Consider the following 16516-nt stretch of genomic DNA (forward strand, 5'->3'; position numbering starts at 1 on the left):
GAGAGTTCAGCCTTTTGATGACAGTAATCTGCTGTCAGGCTGGATTAGTTATTTACGGGCTGGATACCGTGATTCACTAATCAACGAATCGCACGGGTACTAAGATGTGCGATCGCACTTTTCATGCCGTTATGTCCCCCAGCCGAACCAGATAAGCGCAGCCGAGTTTTTCCCAAGGGCAAATCCATATCGTCGTAAATTATCAGCACTGATTCCGGTGCCAATTTATACCAACTTGTCACCGCTTGTATAGACTGTCCTGAGCGATTCATATAAGTTAACGGCTTCAGTAAGCGAATCTTACCTCCACCTGAGGCCACACCCTCGCCATACTCACCCTGAAACTTGCGGTTTTCTGCTAAGGGAATGCGCCAAGAACGGGAAAGACTTTCTACAGCAGCAAAGCCGATATTATGGCGTGTTTGGTCGTACTTGCTTTCTGGGTTCCCCAACCCGACAATTAGCTGGGGAATTACCAAAGCTGGTTGTGTAACTGCTTTTGTCATTTTGCCTATAGTCAATTGATATGCAGCAGTCTCCTAACTAGGTTGGGAAGAATTAGCGGTATCCTGCTCAGATTTAGCAGGGTAAATTTGCTTAGGTTCCAATTCAGCAGTAGTTTTTACAACTTCTTCTAACTGTTCTGCTTCTTTTTGAAACTCGCTTTGAAACTCCTTGGAAGCTTCTTGGAAACTACGAATTGTTTTGCCCACACTCCGACCAATTTCTGGCAGCTTTTTTGGGCCAAAAATTAAGAGCGCCACTACCATAATTACAGCCATTTCCGGCAGACCGATACCAAATATATTCATTTTTGTCTCCTTTAAACTATAGAACCACTACAGAAACTCACATATATAGTTAGTCTAGTAGCAAATCACAACTGACAAAAAAACCCGGAAGAACCGGGTGTAACTTAACTTGTTATCCAAACTTAATCGCTGTCTATCCGTTAGCGTCCTAGACTCCGCCAATCGACAAATACATCCTGAACCAACAGTGATTTATTGTAAAGTTGCAGAATAATCAGCAGAAACACGAAAAATAGCAAAATAAAAACAGCCATCACAGGGGTAGTACCCCATCCTGGAGCCACCTTCCCATACTCAGAGTTCAGGGGTTTCAGGATATCTCCCAACCAAGTCCTTTGTGCCATAGTTCACCTAAGATTACTTGCCAAAGCTTTTTTTAATCTTCTGTAATATTCTATAAGAATAGCACTCATCATCTATCTCTCAATTATGGAACCCGCAATAGTTCTTAGCATTTCTATGGCTGCCGTGGTGGTTGCCATCACTGGACTGTCGATTTATACCTCCTTTGGCCCTCCTAGCAAGCAATTGAACGATCCGTTTGATGACCATGAAGATTAAAAGAGTCATTGGTCATTGGTCATTAGTCAGTGGTCTGTGGAAAATCACAACTGACCACTGACTAGCAATAGTTGGCTCACTCTAGCCTGAGATTAATCGCTGGGATTACCTTGAAACTGGCGATTTTCCAAGGCTGTATTGTCAAGATTTGTTGCTGAGATGAGAATTCTGTGGTATTGGAACGCTCTAACAAATCTACTGTATCTCCTAGATTTAACCCTAAATCACTTTGCAAAGATAACTCGGCTGTTTCTCCGTGACATTCATAACACCGCAGAATTAACTGCTGTGGATCATCCTCAGATGGTTTCAAGGCCATCAAGATTAAATTTTCAGCTGATAAATCGAGGAAACTTACCCCCAGCCCCTCTCCACTAGCAGAGAGGGGAAGATTTTTATATGGGTTTTGATTAACGGGATTCAATATCACTTGCAATGGGATATTCAACTCATAGCCACGCCTTACTGTATGGGCTGATTCCCAACTACCACCATGAGGATACAAGCTATATGTGAACTGGTGAAAACCTCTGTCAGCTTGTGAGTCTGGCCAATTAGGACTGCGTAGCAGTGTCAGGCGGAGTTGATTTGGTTTGCTGTCGTAACCGTATTTACAATCATTCAGCAAACTTACACCATAATGATTTTGGATTTTGGAGATGTCTTGTGTGTCTTCTGCTGTCAAATCAGCCCAACGTAAGGCGGGAACTTCCCATTTGGCTTGTTCTGTGGGGGTTTGCAGTTTAGTTGGGCGGCGAATCGCACCACAGGGAATTTCATAAGTAGCAAAGTCTGCTTCAATATTCAGAGGAAAAGCAGCTTTCACCAATACATGATTTTCTTGCCAATTGACAGTAGTCGCTATGTTCAGCAGAGGTGAACCAGCTTGCAGAATATAGTCTTGGCAAAATTCTGATTCACCCAACTGACGCACCACGCGCACACGACTTTGCACTAGCCCTTGTTCTAACCACTGAATAGATTGAAGATTTGTTGCAGGTAAGGGATGTTGGGCATAATTGGGGTCAATATTCCAAGCATCCCAATATTGACCACTATCTTTAAAAGCTTGTAGTTGATTCCCCGCCCCATTCAAAACTTCTCGTTGATAAGTTTTATCAAAAACACTTGATAAATCTCCAGTGTCAGGATCTATAACAACTCGCAAGAATTCATTTTCTAAAATCCAGTCTGGGAGGAGTGGGGATGAGGGGGATGAGGGAGAAAGCCAAAATATGCGGTAGCCTACGGGTGGAATTTCGGTGGCGAGAAATAGTAGGGTTGATGGTTTGGATAATTGGGAGAGAAGTTGCTTTCCAGAAGTATCGTAAATTTGCCATTCTTCTGGTGTGGGTAAGGCTACAGAGACTACCTCAGAACGTTGCCAATTGAGAGAATTGAAAACGAAAATAGGTAAACTATCGGGTTTTGGTGGTTCTGATAGGGTAATGTGAGATGCGATCGCTAAAAGTGATGACTGTAATATCCTCGTTCCTACTTGTTCCACTTGCTGCCATTGGGGTAAGGCATCGGTATAAACTTGAGTAATTGAAGAACCAGGTAGGATATCGTGAAACTGTTGAAATAACACCAACTTCCAAGCGGCTTCGATTTCCGCTTTGGGATATATCACACCACAGCTTACAGTTGCCAAGGTAGCAAATAGTTCAGCTTGATACAATAAATTTTCACAACGGCGATTCCAGCGTTTTTGGTCTGCATGGGTAGTGTAGCAACCGCGATGGAATTCTAAGTATAGTTCGTCATTCCAGATGGGGAAGGCAGGGGGGGAATTATAATTACTGGCAGACGCGATGAATCGCGTCTCTACGATTTGCTGTAAATACTTTTCAGCCGTCGTGAATTCTAAGTCTGGGAAGAAAGGTGACTTTTGCCAGCGTTGGGCAGTTTCTAACATATCACGGGTGGGGCCGCCGCCGTGGTCGCCGACACCGGGAAGCCAAAGGGATTCTGATAAACCAGTTTGGGTTTGCCATTCAAGAGCATAAGCTGCCATTTTAACAGGATCAATGCTTTCACCGATGGGTGCAGACATCAAACTAAAGACTTCGCTACCGTCAGGCGATCGCCACCAAAAAGCCCCATAATCAAATTTAGTAGTATCATTCCACCGCAACTTCTGCGTCACAAAATACTCAATTCCGGCATTAGCGAAAAACTGCGGTAAAGTTGCACAGAAACCAAAAGTATCTGGAACCCACACTATAGTTGAAAGCTTACCAAATTTTTCCTGGATGTAGCGTTGACCATACAATAGCTGACGGACTATTGATTCACCAGCAATTAGGTTGAGTTCTGGTTCCACCCACATTCCGCCGACAACTTCCCAACGTCCGGCGGCTACCTGTGCTTGAATCGCCCCAAACAAATCTGGCCGATGTTCCTCAATCCAAGCATAAAGTGCGGGAGTCGAATGACAGAAAATTAACTCAGGAAAATCTGCTTGCAACTTCAGAACCGACTCAAAAGTGTTTTGCGCCGCATTCCAAGTTTCACTTACAGGCCATAACCATGCTAAATCTAAATGAGCATGACCCAACAGAAAAATTTTAGATTTTTGATCCCCCCAACCCCCCTTAAAAAGGGGGGCTAAGATGTCGGATTGAATTAGGTTTTGGCGTAGAGATAAAAACGATCTTACCAACTCTTCCTTGGCGTCCTTGGCGTCTTCTCTACGAGACGCTGCGCGAAGGCGGTTCGTAACCTCCCCCACCATCGCCGCCAACACATCCAACTTCTCCGGCGCAAATTTTTGCAAATAAAGTTGCACCACAGCTAACTCATCGGCCACAAAACCCGGATCGGGATTATTATCAACAGTAGACTCATAAACTAGGAGCGATCGCACTAAAGCACCATCACAATGTCCCGGACTCACTAACCGCAAAGCCACAATAAACTCTTCCCCTGGCTTCACCCCTTGACTGAGAAGCACTCTCGGCGAACAATCAAATAAATCACCCTCCAGCACTAACTCTCCATTCACATAAACCTCAGCCAAATCTGCCCACCAAACCAGCGCCAGCCGTAAAGATAACCCAGTTAAGGGATAACCCTGTAAATCTTGGGGAACCACCAATTTTTGCACTAGCCACAGCACTTTTTTGCCGCCTGTCCAAGCAATATATTCTTTAGCACTCAACTGGACAGGTTGCCAATGAGACAAATCAGCAGCTATAACATCAGTAATAATCAGGTCAGATTCTTGGTATAGCCAATTAGACTGAAGATTAACTTGACAAAAAGAGCGCAATTTCTCAATTGCTTGTGAGATAAATTTGGTCTGGGATTGAGAGACAATCGGGGTCATATTTTCGCTAAAATAAGGTGTTGGTTGTTTTTATTGTTTGGCGCGAGTCTCACAACTTAACAAGACTTGAACTAAAAAATTACTACTATGTCTTCTGGTTCCTCTGGTCGTTATCAAAGCAAACTATTTAACTTTGTCCACCAGCAATCTCGGCGGGTGACAGAACAGTGGGAACACACCTTCCGGCATTTGCAAGTCGCCACTAAGTGGGGTGTGGGGGTATTACTTTCCCCAGTGTATCTACTGTTTCAGTCATCTGAATCATCTATAAAAACGCTACACACCAAAGAACCACAAACTAGACTAAAGTTACAACCAAATGATACCGATTTTCCACCTCAAACTCTCCCAAATGTTGACAGCCCCATTGAAAATATATTAGAGGCAGTCAATTATCTCTCATCTGATGAAGCTGCTTCCACTCCTACGAAAGCATCTGAACCTTTTAAACCCTTGGCTTTTTTGGGAGTTTTTCGGCTGAAATTCGTTGATAATAGTTCTCATCTTACTCAATCATTAAATATTACAGACAATCAAGCCGGAAGTCTCAACCCTTCACAGTTAGAGAATGCCCTTCAACAGCATTTTCCAATAGTGCGGGGAATTGCCACAAATTTGATGAATCGGAATTTAGTACTTGTGACTGCCGATAATGAAATTCTAGATATTTTGACAACCCAACAGCAGGCAAAATTAGAAGACCGAATTATTAACGAAGTTGCTAATTACTGGGAGTGTTGGCGGTTGATTATCGCTAAAAAAGAAACGCAGTTATTACCACAGATTGACCGTTTATTAGCAAAACTCACCGATGGAAATCCAGCTAGAATTACAGTTTTAGCCGAGGGGATACCAAATACAGATAGATTATTAGAATTTCTAGATATAGCTTTTGCTAAATTGGAATCAAATGCTTTAGCACCTGTACAAGAACGTAGTCAGGAAATTGTGCAAGTTGCCCAAACTCAGTTAAATATATTTCTTTATGGCAAAGAGCAATTAGCTGCTAGGGGAGAAATTGCACCCAATGCTGATGCTTTGGAAAGTCATACACTGAATTTTCAGGCTTTAATTGAGGCGGCGCTTAATTACTTTTTTGGTGTTGGTAGTAGAAAAACACTTGAGCCAACAACCAGTGAGGAGCAATCGCCAGGTAAGCTATTCTCATCACGCCTGAGAAAAGCCTTGTCCAAAAGCCCTCTGTTGCAGAACGACGATTTTACAAACGATCCTTGGCTAACCTGGGGCGATTTATTTGGTGACACCGAAACCGTTGCTGAAAAGCCAGTTACACTTTCTCAAAGTAAAAATGTTGCTTTAGCCCCAAGTTTATCAGTAGGGCATTTTCCACAAAATAATTTGAGTGTAAAACAACCTAAAATCGGATCTGGCTTGGTGCGAAGGAAACAACCAACTAGTAATCTCGCCTCAAATCAAAAAACATCTGGAAAAGTCGCCTCTACAAAGCAAACCCGAACCAGCATCTCCCAAACTAAAAGCGAGAGTGGTAGAGGGGAAAGGCTGCAACAGCAATTTCACCAAAGCAGTCAAATTGAGGCGCAGCCGGACTGGATAGAAACTAAAGCAACTTCAGCGGGTTATGAGAAGCACCCCTTAGAGCAGCTTCTGGAATGGCTTGATTATGTTATGGTTTGGCTAGAAGAGAAGTTTGTAAATATTTTTCAGTCGTTGCGCCAGTTGTGGCAGGGGAAATAATTCGTAATGACGCTCTCTACGAGACGCTGCGCGTAGCTTGCTTCGACCTAGGAGTATTAAACCTTTGTATATCTTCTGTACCTCTGGACTAGTTTATTCTTACACAAGGCTATACTTAATACACCATTTGATTTAGAACTTACGCATAGACAATGAAGAATCTTTTTGCGTAAGTCCTGAACTTAAATCAACTTAGTATAGCGGTTATCGGTTGAGTGAGGTACAAGAACCCCCTCCCCGCTCTTCGAGAGGGGGCTTAAGATGTACCTCTCATTCCCCAACGGCGAGTTGACTGAGAAAATGTCAAAATTAAATGAGTTTTGCAGCGTCTCGTAGAGAAGTGACTTGTCGCCAGACATCGCCACTTGATATAGCGCGGATTTGAGATAACTAAGTTGAAATATTTATGGGCAAGCAACGTGTTCTTTCTGGAGTTCAACCAACCGGCAATTACCATCTAGGTAACTACTTGGGAGCTATTCGCAACTGGGTAGAAGGTCAGAGCGAATACGAAAATTACCTGTTTGTGGCTGATTTGCACGCGATTACAGTGCCACACAATCCAACACAGTTGGCGGCTGATACCTACACTCTTGCTGCTCTGTATCTAGCTTGTGGTCTTGATTTAAATCACTCCACTATCTTTGTCCAATCCCACGTTTCAGCCCACAGTGAACTCACCTGGTTGCTCAACTGCATTACACCTCTAAACTGGTTGCAAGATATGATCCAGTTTAAAGAAAAGGCACTCAAGCAAGGAGAAAATGTGAGTGCAGGTTTATTGGATTATCCTGTGCTAATGGCAGCCGACATTTTGCTTTACCAAGCGGATAAAGTGCCAGTGGGTGAAGACCAAAAGCAACATTTGGAATTGACACGGGATATTGCAGCTCGGTTAAATCACCAATTTGGTAAACCAGATCAACCTGTTCTGAAGTTACCAGATCCTTTGATTCGTAAGGAAGGGGCAAGGGTGATGAGTTTGGCGGACGGTACACGCAAAATGTCGAAATCTGATCCTTCTGACTTAAGCCGGATCAGTTTGCTAGATTCACCAGAAGAGGTTCAATACAAGATTAAGCGTTGTAAAACTGATCCCATTCGTGGCTTGACTTTCGACGATCCCGCGCGTCCAGAGTGTAATAATTTGTTAACGTTATATACATTGCTTTCTCTTAAGAGAAAAGAAGATGTAGCCGTTGAGTGTCAGGATATGGGCTGGGGACAATTCAAGCCATTGTTGACGGACACAATTATTGAGTCCCTGAAACCAATCCAAGAAAAATATCAGGCGATAACGGCTGACAAAGGCTATTTGGAGTCTGTGTTACGAGATGGAGGAGAAAAAGCAAGGGCGATCGCCAATCAAACTTTATCACAAGTCAAAACCGCTTTAGGCTACTCTCTCCCTCTATAAGTTTTTACTTTTCGGTGTGATTTGCCATACCATTTAAGAAATTGAAATTCTTAATCTTATGCATCACACCCATAGCCCGACAGCCTTCCGCAAGGCTGTACAAGCAGGTGAATTTGTAGTTACCGCCGAGGTAGCACCGCCGAAAGGTGGAGATCCAGCGCACATGATTCAAATGGCGGCGACTCTTAAGGGAAGGGTTCATGCTGTCAATGTTACTGATGGTAGCCGCGCTGTGCTACGGATGTCTTCGTTAATCGCGTCGGTGATTTTGTTACAAAACGGTATAGAGCCAATTTGTCAAGTTGCTTGCCGCGATCGCAACCGCATCGGTTTACAAGCTGATTTGATGGGCGCTCATGCTTTAGGTATCCGTAATATTTTAGCTTTGACTGGCGATCCAGTAAAAGCAGGCGATCATCCAGATGCCAAAGCAGTGTTTGACTTAGAAGCTGTGCGACTGCTGCAACTGATTCGGAAGATGAATCAAGGTGTTGATTTTAATGAAAAACCCTTGACTGATGGAGCGTTAGATTTATTTGTTGGTGCAGCAGTAGATCCACAATGTCAGAGTTGGTCGGGTTTGCAAAGTCGATTTGAACGCAAAATCGAAGCCGGAGCGCAGTTTTTTCAAAGTCAGTTGATTACCGATTTTGAGCTGCTAGAAAAGTTTATGTACACAATCGCTGCTGGCTATAAAAAACCGATTTTAGCAGGAATTTTTCTGTTGAAATCGGCAAAAAATGCCCAGTTTATTAATAGATGTGTTCCGGGTGTAAAGATTCCCCAACATATTATTGATAGATTGGCAAAAGCCAAAGACCCTTTTGAGGAAGGGATAAAAATTGCCGCCGAGCAAGTGCAAATAGCGCGGCAATTATGTCAGGGGGTCCATCTGATGGCGGTGAAACGGGAAGATGCGATCGCGCCAATTTTAGATTTGGCTGGGATTGCTCCAGTTAATCAGCTGGTATCCAAGTAAATGAGATAACGAATCTTTTATGAAAGCAGATGGTTCCATCTGCTTTTTTTAATCCTGAATCAGACGCGTCTACACGATTTTTGATAGACTTTCAATATCCAATTTTTGCTTTACTAAATCCAGGTGAAAACTGACAAAATATTTTATAGCTTATTTCAAGCTTTTCCTAGCATATTTTTTGCAATAGTTGGCGATAATACTGTTAATGCCAACGCCTAAAATTTGTTTCAGTTGAAGTCAAAGAAAATGCTTTTAGGATTGATGGGGTATTTATCCCCACAAGTGAAACTACAAACCAGCCACTTTACTTTGTTGAAGTCCAGTTTCAATTAGACTCAACTTTTTATAGACGCATCGCTGGGGACTGGGGACTGGGTTGAAAGTCTCTTTGTATATAAGTTTTATCATCAGTTAATGTCCTAACCTCCTTATCCGTTGCTATATTAGACTCTGCTTGGGTCTAATAGAAATATGATAGGACTTACGCAAGAGTTATGGAATAACGAACCGCAGAGGCACGGAGGACACAGAGAAATCAGAGTTTGAGAGATATTTTGCGTAAGTCCTATATGAGTGAAAATGACCTAGGCACAATTCATGAATTGTGCCTACCAAGGATTTAGGGCAACGCATAATGAAATTCGGTCGATGTCTGATGTAATCAGCAAGTCCGATCGCCTTTTTTACCCTCATCTCCCCACTCCCCATTTTCATAACAACTTATCCAAGCGGTTGATTCTCATCACATTGACGTGAATACTGGAATTCCAACTCATTTTGCCGTTCCCTACTTCCTCTATGCACAACCGGACAAAATTTAGTGTTATGGCTCATACAATCCATGTGTGGTGTTTTCGCACATACCACGAGTAATCCACCCAGAACAAACAACAAACCACAAATTGCCAGCGTATTAACCCAATAAATTTCCAGCGCTCCGTGAACTACTACTTCTCGCAGTAGAGATACAATTGTTACCTCAACTGCCACTCCTACAGAAATACTATGTTCTTGCAAGTAGATCATTAATAGTCGGAATAACTCGACTAAAATCAACACAAATAGTATTTTTGCAGTCACATGTTTATAGTCTAGTGCCTGCGTGAGGGTAATAAATATCTCCCACAATTGGATCAGCATGACGGCGAACAAACCCAAACACAAGACAATCACAATTAAGTCTTGGAAGGCTTCCATGTTGCGAACAATTGAGTGCCGATCAAGCCAGCGATCGCCAAATAAAAATCGACTCTTCAGGCGCTTTTTCATGTACGTTTTATTCCAATCGTGACTAGTTCAGACAACACCAGCGAGTCAACCCAATACTTTTATGTTATGCAATATTAAGTTTTTGCGCCTCAGCGAGGTTGGTAATTTAAATTTTGTGCTTGTTGCAACAATTTCTCGGCATTTTTCGCCCACTGGGGATTAGCCTGAGAATTATATAAATCTCTAGCAAATTGTAATACTTGTACTGCATCTTCATATTGCTTTAACTGGATAAAAACTAACCCCGCACCATAATAAGCATTGGGATAGTTAGAATTGGCTTCGGCAGATTTTCTAAAAGCCTCTAATGCCTCTTTTGATTTGTGTTGGCTAAACCAAATTGAACCGAGATTGTAGTAAGCTTCTGGATACTTCGGATTAATTTTTACTGCCTGATTAAAGGCATCTCTGGCTTGATCGATTTTGCCTTGTTGGAGATAACACATCCCTATATGGTAAGGAGGTTCTGGTGCATTTTTGCTATATTCTATGGCTTTTTTAAAAGATGCGATCGCTCGCTTACAATCTCCTTCCTGTTCTCGTACCAATCCCAAGTTATAGTGGGCAAATCCGAGTTTGGGATCAAGTTCTAACGCTCGTTGTAAATAATCGCTAGCTAACTGTAAATTATTGCCTTCTAATAACGCTCCGCCTAAATTGGCAAAAGCTGGAGCAAATTTGGGATCAGCTTGCGTCGCTCGATAAAATGCATCCGCAGAGGGTTGTAATTGTCCTGTTTGTCGGTATGCTAGCCCTAAATTATAGTGCGCTGGTGCTAATGTCGGATCTAACTTCGCTGCTTGTTTAAAGGCGGCGATCGCATCTTGTACCTTTCCCGCCTGAATTGCTTGTAAGCCTTGGTTTAACCAGTCTAGGGCAGTTTTAGCATGAGATTGTGCCAGCTTTGCGGCCACAGGAGGAGATAGAGAAAGACAGGGGGAGGAAATACTCACAACCAGTAAAGTCAAACTTACTAACCCTGCTATGCCATATTTAGAGAATGATAATCTCATTGATTTTCTGACTCGCAACACTTTCAGTTAAATTTACTTCATAAAAAGTTTTTTACAAAAATTTTTTATTCGGCATGAAAGTTTGCGATCCTTAACTTTTCTTAAGCTAAATCTTACGACAGGCTACATTTTTTTTAAATTTCGATTAAAAGGAGCATAATAACAAATTAAAGAAGGGGTAATTTTGACTCCAGAGAACCATTTTTTTATCCCTTGATATATACCAAATCATGCGGTTAATAATAAATTACCGCAAGGGAGGTTTTATGAACGAAAAAGTAAAATCGGGTTCGCGCAATGTTGCAATTGTCGGGCCTTATTTAGGTGGAAAAACCACTTTACTAGAAAGCTTGTTATTTGTCACAGGGGCAATTTCCCGCAAAGGCAATGTTAAGGACAGCAATACAGTGGGAGATAGTGCTACTGAGTCGCGCGATCGCCAGATGAGTGTAGAAGTCAGCGCCGCTAGCACTGAGTATAACGGTATTCGCTTCACTTTTATTGATTGTCCGGGAAGTGTAGAATTTGCCCAAGAAACTTACAATGCTTTAATGGGAGTCGATGCAGCAATTGTAGTTTGCGAACCCATCCGCGAACGAGTCCTGACCCTTGCCCCTCTATTTAAATTCCTGGACGATTGGGAAATTCCCCACCTCGTCTTCGTCAACAAAATGGATCGGGCAAATATTCACGTTCTGGAAACGTTACACGCCCTGAAAGCAGTATCTAGCCGTCCCCTGGTAGCACATCAATATCCCATCATGAACGGGGAACAACTCACCGGCTTTATTGATATGGTGAGCGAACAGGCATATAAATATCATCCCGGCGCACCTGCTGATCCCATCCCCTTCCCCGAAAGTTTAAAAGAAGAAGAACATACAGCACGGGCAGAAATGCTCGAAGCTTTAGCAAATTTTGACGACCATTTACTCGAAGAACTTTTAGAAGACATCGAACCACCCCAAGAGGAAATTCTCAAAGATTTAAAAATGGAATTAGGGGCAGATTTAGTTGTGCCCGTTTTCTTTGGTGTGGCAGAACAAGATTATGGTGTTAGACCTCTATTAGAAGCCTTGTTACGGGAAGCCCCCGAACCAGAAACCACAGCAGAACGTCGTTTAAAAAACATCAAAGGTGATACAGCTTTAGCACAGGTGTTAAAAACTTATTACACTCCCCAAGGTGGTAAACTCTCACTCGTGCGTGTTTGGCGGGGCAAATTAACTGATGGCATTGTCCTCAATGGCATTCGCACTGGTGGAATTTACCGCCTCATGGGACAACAACAACAGTTTGTTAATGAAGTTTTTGCTGGTGAAATTGTCGCATTGAGCCGTTTGGAAGGAATCAAGACAGGGGATACAATCTCCACAGAACAACCGGCGGCGATGGAATTACCCAAAGCTGTACAGTTGGAACCTGTCTATGCCCTCGCCATTACACCAGAAAAGCGCAACGATGAAGTTAAACTCAGTAGTGCTATTACCAAGTTGTTAGAAGAAGACTCCTCACTTGCTTGGGAACAACACGGCGATACTCACGAAGTAATTCTTTGGGGTCAAGGCGAGATTCACTTACAAGTTACCCTAGACAGACTGCGCCGCAAGTATAACTTGCCAATGACAACTCATTTACCCCAAGTGCCTTACAAAGAAACCATCCGCAAAACGGTGGCTTCAGTTCATGGACGCTACAAGCATCAAAGCGGTGGTCATGGACAATTTGGTGATGTATTTCTTGACATCAAGCCTTTACCACGCGGTACAGGCTTTAATTTTAATGAAACCATTGTCGGCGGCGTGATTCCCAAACAGTACATTCCTGGGGTAGAAATGGGTGTGCGGGAATTTCTGACATCCGGGCCTTTGGGCTTTCCAATAGTGGATTTGGCGGTAACTCTGACTAATGGTTCGTATCACAACGTTGATAGTTCCGAACAAGCCTTTAGGCAAGCTGCCCGATTAGCAATGCAGACGGGGATACCCCAAGGGGAACCTACGCTGTTAGAACCAATTTTGCGGGTGGAGGTGACAACACCGAGTGAATTTACCTCCAAGGTGCTGCAACTGGTGAGTGGTAGACGGGGGCAAATTTTAGGTTATGAGGGGAGAAATGATTGGCAAGGCTGGGATAATGTCTCTGCATACTTGCCCCAAGCAGAGATGCAGAATTTTATTGTAGAGCTGCGATCGCTCACCCTCGGCGTCGGTTCCTTCCACTGGGAATATGACCATCTTCAGGAAGTGCCGGAAAAGCTTGCTGAACGTGTCATTCAAAGTAATGGTAATGGTGCTAACGGCAACGGCAAGTAATTTTGGATTTGTTGAGAATCCATTGAGTTTATATTTAAGGACACCTCTTGTGGGTGTCCTTGATTTTATGCAGATTTTTCTTCTTTTGTAGCGTTTGCGATTCATAAGCAGGGATTAATATCATGTCCGCTTAATCACTTTAGGACTTACGCAAAAACCCTCTTAAACTCTCATTCCTCCGTGGACTCTGTGTCCTCTGTGGTTCGTTTTCCGTTACCTGTGCGTAAGTCCTACACTTATCAAAAAACTCTGCGCGTCCTTGCGTCGAGGCGAATATTAGCGATCGCTCAAAGATAGGTTTTATTTGCTAGGCTAAAGCGGAAGATTTAAAATTTAGGTAGATAATCAAGGCTAAATAATCTCTATGGCTCACTGCACTATGTCAACTGTTTATCCTTACTGAGTTATTGGCCTTAGATAAGACTAGACTTTTTCGCTAAATAATAGCGAATTAAATTAATCAAGTAGAAATTATTGAGATTGTAGCTAAACAATGATGCATTTTAAGTTTTCACCCAAAATTCTGCAAAGGCTGGGAGAAGAACTCATTCCAAACCCAGACCAAGGAATCATCGAATTGGTTAAGAATTCTTATGATGCTGATGCTACTGAATGCACAGTAGAACTTATTAAAACTAGCACCATAGGTGGCTCGATTATTATTTCAGATAACGGTGTTGGTATGGATAAAGATACCATTAGCGAGGGATGGCTGGTGTTAGGCCGCTCGAAAAAAGCTATCCGTGAAGTTACTCAATTAGGTCGCTTACCTGTAGGTAATAAAGGATTAGGTAGGTTAGCGGCTCTACAGATGGGTTCTCAAGTATTCTTAAAAACTAGACCTAAACATGAACCAGGAGTTGAATATTCTTTAACAATTAATTGGGATGATTTTCAGGAAGCTGATGTAGTAGAAGATGTTGCTTTTGATGTTAAAAAAAGTATCACAGATAAAGAGTATGGAACTGATATTATCGTCGGCAATCTTAAAAATATATTTAATAAACGTGATATCCAAAGACTAGCTAGGGAACTTTTACTGCTAGCAGATCCATTTGACAATCATGTAGGTTTTAGCCTTAAACTTATTGCCCCAGAATTTTCTGAAATTGAAAAACAAGTAAACAATGCTTACTTTGATGATGCCGAATATCATTTGCAAGCTAGTATAAATGAACTTGGGATTGCTGAAGCCAGTTTGCTGGACTGGCAGAAGAACGTAATTTTTCATGCAAAACATAGTGCTATTTCTCAACAAGAGCTTTACAAAACACCTCGAACAGAATTTGATCTGTGGGTATTCTTGCTAAATCCTCAAAGCTTCTCAGCTAGAAAGACTTCTGTTTCTTCCACACAAGTTAGAGAATGGCTTGCTCAAGTAGGGAATGTTCGTCTCTACCATCGAGGTTTACGGGTAAAACCCTATGGAGATTCGGACGATGATTGGTTGAACTTAAATTATGCACGAGCAAGAAATCCAATAGAAAAAAAGGGTAAAGAAATTCTCAAAGAAAAGTATGAACAATATTTCGGAGAACCAGTTAGAAAGCTTTATCAAGTAAGTAAGTCATTACAACGCTTTTCCAATTTTCCCCTGCATCTGTTGAAACGAGAAAAACGTCGTGCAGGTGTTGTAGATGTCCATAGTGTTATTGATGATATCGTTGCACTTTTTCAAACTTTTTTTGATGAAGGTGAAATTCAAGTTATCAAAGAAAAAGTTGATACTAAACCTTGCATTTATGGAAGCGATGCTTTGCTAGAAGCAATTATTACAAATCTTTTAACAAATACTATAAATGCTTTTAATGTTGAAGGTGGACGCATAGAAGAACGTCAAGTAATTATCAGAACTGAAACTGAAGGAACTAATTTAAAAATTAAAGTTTTAGATAACGGTTCAGGAATTCATAATATAAAATTAGACGAAATTTGGCTACCTGGTACAACTACTAGGCAAGATGGTACAGGTTTAGGATTGACAATTGTGAGAGATTCTGTAACTGATCTGGGAGGATCGGTAGACGCAATTCCAAAGGGTGAATTAGGTGGAGCAGAATTTATTGTAGAATTAACACTTATTAGAGAGTAAATTTTCTGAGTATGACACAAGTTTTTAATGATATAAAAATAGCTATAATTGATGACGATAAAAATCTAGCTGAGGTAACAGCTTGGGAAGTAGAAGAAGCAGGCTATCAAACATTTGTATTAGACAATAGACACTTTCACAATGTCAGTGACTTGGTATCGCTTATTAGAGAAAATGCTCAAGGTGCTGTGTGCGATCACCGATTGAGTAATTCTGGATTTGCTAATTTTTATGGAGCAGAATTAGTTGCAAATCTATACGATTTTAAATTCCCATCATTGTTAATAACTCAGTATACAGAAATGGATACATCTTTTTCGATTAGAAAATGGAGACATAAAATACCTGTACTACTAAGTCGAGAAGAAGCCGACGCTTCAAGCATTGCTAAGGGAATAGAAGATTGTACCTTAGAACTTTCTGGTAAAATACCGAGTACTAGAAAACCTCGTAGAACGATAGTTAGGATTACTAATATTGATGAAGAATCTCATGAACCTGTTGTAGATGTATTTGTTCCAGCTTGGAATCCTCATAAAGCTGTTCGTTTTCCAGCTTCTCTGATTCCAGAAAATATTAGAGTTGTATTAAAATCAAATATCCGTTTATTTGCTCACGTAAACACAGGAGCAGAAAAATCTGATGACCTATATTTTGAAAAATTTGAATTAGCACCTGAACCCGATGAAGATGATGGACTTGCCTGAATTGATTATTTTAGATGTCGGACATGGAAATTGTGCGTTAATCAGAGATGCAAATGATGCGATGGTTATTGACTGTCCACCTGGGGGTACTTTGGCAGAAACTCTTGAGCATCTATCTATTAAAGAAATTTTACATATCCTCATTTCTCATTCTGATGCAGATGATATTGGAGGTATCATTGACTTACTCTCAAATGAGGATATCAAAATTCACAACGTACATAATAAACCCTGATGCAATTAAGAAAAGTGCAATTTGGTTAGATTTACGTATTGCTTTAAAAGACGCGCGCCAACGTTTTGG

15 protein-coding genes and 1 pseudogene are annotated in these 16516 nt (G+C 41.7%); 10 read left to right on the forward strand and 6 right to left on the reverse strand.

Features of this window, described 5'->3' with window-relative positions:
* Positions 1-92: 92 nt before the first annotated feature.
* The 3 genes and pseudogenes from pth to psbH form a co-directional block, all read right to left on the reverse strand.
* Positions 93-506, reverse strand: a pseudogene (gene pth / locus V7K97_RS06405) (aminoacyl-tRNA hydrolase); the annotation flags it as partial.
* Between the two features lie 33 nt (positions 507-539).
* The gene (locus tag V7K97_RS06410; protein WP_334799937.1) at positions 540-812 is read right to left on the reverse strand and encodes a TatA/E family twin arginine-targeting protein translocase; all 273 of its coding nucleotides are present in this window, start codon (positions 810-812) and stop codon (positions 540-542) included.
* A gap of 140 nt (positions 813-952) precedes the next feature.
* Positions 953-1156 (reverse strand): photosystem II reaction center phosphoprotein PsbH, encoded by a 204-nt coding sequence (psbH, locus tag V7K97_RS06415; protein ID WP_334799939.1) that lies wholly within the window; start codon positions 1154-1156, stop codon positions 953-955.
* Between the two features lie 85 nt (positions 1157-1241).
* Between psbH and psbN the strand changes: the two genes are divergently transcribed.
* Positions 1242-1373 carry a photosystem II reaction center protein PsbN gene (psbN, locus tag V7K97_RS06420; protein WP_229545906.1) on the forward strand — a complete coding sequence of 44 codons (132 nt, stop codon included), beginning with the start codon at positions 1242-1244 and terminating at the stop codon, positions 1371-1373.
* 76 nt (positions 1374-1449) lie between these two features.
* Here psbN and V7K97_RS06425 read toward each other — a convergent pair whose 3' ends face one another.
* Positions 1450-4704, reverse strand: a complete 3255-nt coding sequence (locus V7K97_RS06425) for an alpha-mannosidase (protein WP_334799942.1) — start codon at positions 4702-4704, stop codon at positions 1450-1452.
* 87 nt (positions 4705-4791) lie between these two features.
* Here V7K97_RS06425 and V7K97_RS06430 point away from each other — a divergent pair, with 87 nt between their 5' ends.
* The 5 genes from V7K97_RS06430 to V7K97_RS31930 all read left to right on the forward strand — a co-directional run bounded on the left by V7K97_RS06430 (position 4792) and on the right by V7K97_RS31930 (position 9196).
* On the forward strand, positions 4792-6420 hold the full coding sequence (locus tag V7K97_RS06430; RefSeq protein ID WP_334799943.1) for a hypothetical protein: 1629 nt from the start codon (positions 4792-4794) through the stop codon (positions 6418-6420).
* Positions 6421-6826: 406 nt separating this feature from the next.
* Entirely contained in the window at positions 6827-7837 is a 1011-nt protein-coding gene (gene trpS / locus V7K97_RS06435; protein WP_334799944.1) for a tryptophan--tRNA ligase, read from the forward strand.
* A gap of 58 nt (positions 7838-7895) precedes the next feature.
* Positions 7896-8816, forward strand: a complete 921-nt coding sequence (locus V7K97_RS06440) for a methylenetetrahydrofolate reductase (protein ID WP_334799946.1) — start codon at positions 7896-7898, stop codon at positions 8814-8816.
* 123 nt (positions 8817-8939) lie between these two features.
* Complete coding sequence (locus V7K97_RS31925; RefSeq protein ID WP_442936910.1) at positions 8940-9035, forward strand: DUF2887 domain-containing protein; 96 nt, start codon at positions 8940-8942, stop codon at positions 9033-9035.
* A gap of 53 nt (positions 9036-9088) precedes the next feature.
* Complete coding sequence (locus V7K97_RS31930) at positions 9089-9196, forward strand: DUF2887 domain-containing protein (RefSeq protein WP_442938898.1); 108 nt, start codon at positions 9089-9091, stop codon at positions 9194-9196.
* Between the two features lie 340 nt (positions 9197-9536).
* Here V7K97_RS31930 and V7K97_RS06450 read toward each other — a convergent pair whose 3' ends face one another.
* The gene (locus V7K97_RS06450) at positions 9537-10085 is read right to left on the reverse strand and encodes a phosphate-starvation-inducible PsiE family protein (protein WP_334799947.1); all 549 of its coding nucleotides are present in this window, start codon (positions 10083-10085) and stop codon (positions 9537-9539) included.
* 89 nt (positions 10086-10174) lie between these two features.
* Entirely contained in the window at positions 10175-11098 is a 924-nt protein-coding gene (locus V7K97_RS06455; protein WP_334799948.1) for a tetratricopeptide repeat protein, read from the reverse strand.
* 266 nt (positions 11099-11364) lie between these two features.
* On the opposite strand from V7K97_RS06455, the gene V7K97_RS06460 reads away from it, so the two are divergent.
* The 4 genes from V7K97_RS06460 (at position 11365) to V7K97_RS06475 (ending at position 16447) form a co-directional block, all read left to right on the forward strand.
* Positions 11365-13413, forward strand: a complete 2049-nt coding sequence (locus V7K97_RS06460) for an elongation factor G (protein WP_334799949.1) — start codon at positions 11365-11367, stop codon at positions 13411-13413.
* A 493-nt stretch (positions 13414-13906) separates the two neighbouring features.
* Positions 13907-15505 (forward strand): sensor histidine kinase, encoded by a 1599-nt coding sequence (locus tag V7K97_RS06465; protein WP_334799950.1) that lies wholly within the window; start codon positions 13907-13909, stop codon positions 15503-15505.
* An 11-nt stretch (positions 15506-15516) separates the two neighbouring features.
* Positions 15517-16212, forward strand: coding sequence for a hypothetical protein (locus V7K97_RS06470; RefSeq protein WP_334799951.1), 696 nt, complete (start codon positions 15517-15519; stop codon positions 16210-16212).
* Positions 16196-16447 carry an MBL fold metallo-hydrolase gene (locus tag V7K97_RS06475; protein ID WP_334799952.1) on the forward strand — a complete coding sequence of 84 codons (252 nt, stop codon included), beginning with the start codon at positions 16196-16198 and terminating at the stop codon, positions 16445-16447. Before V7K97_RS06470 ends, V7K97_RS06475 begins: the two co-directional genes overlap by 17 nt.
* Positions 16448-16516: the final 69 nt, after the last annotated feature.

Source organism: Nostoc sp., from assembly GCF_036917815.1.
Classification (GTDB): domain Bacteria; phylum Cyanobacteriota; class Cyanobacteriia; order Cyanobacteriales; family Nostocaceae; genus Nostoc.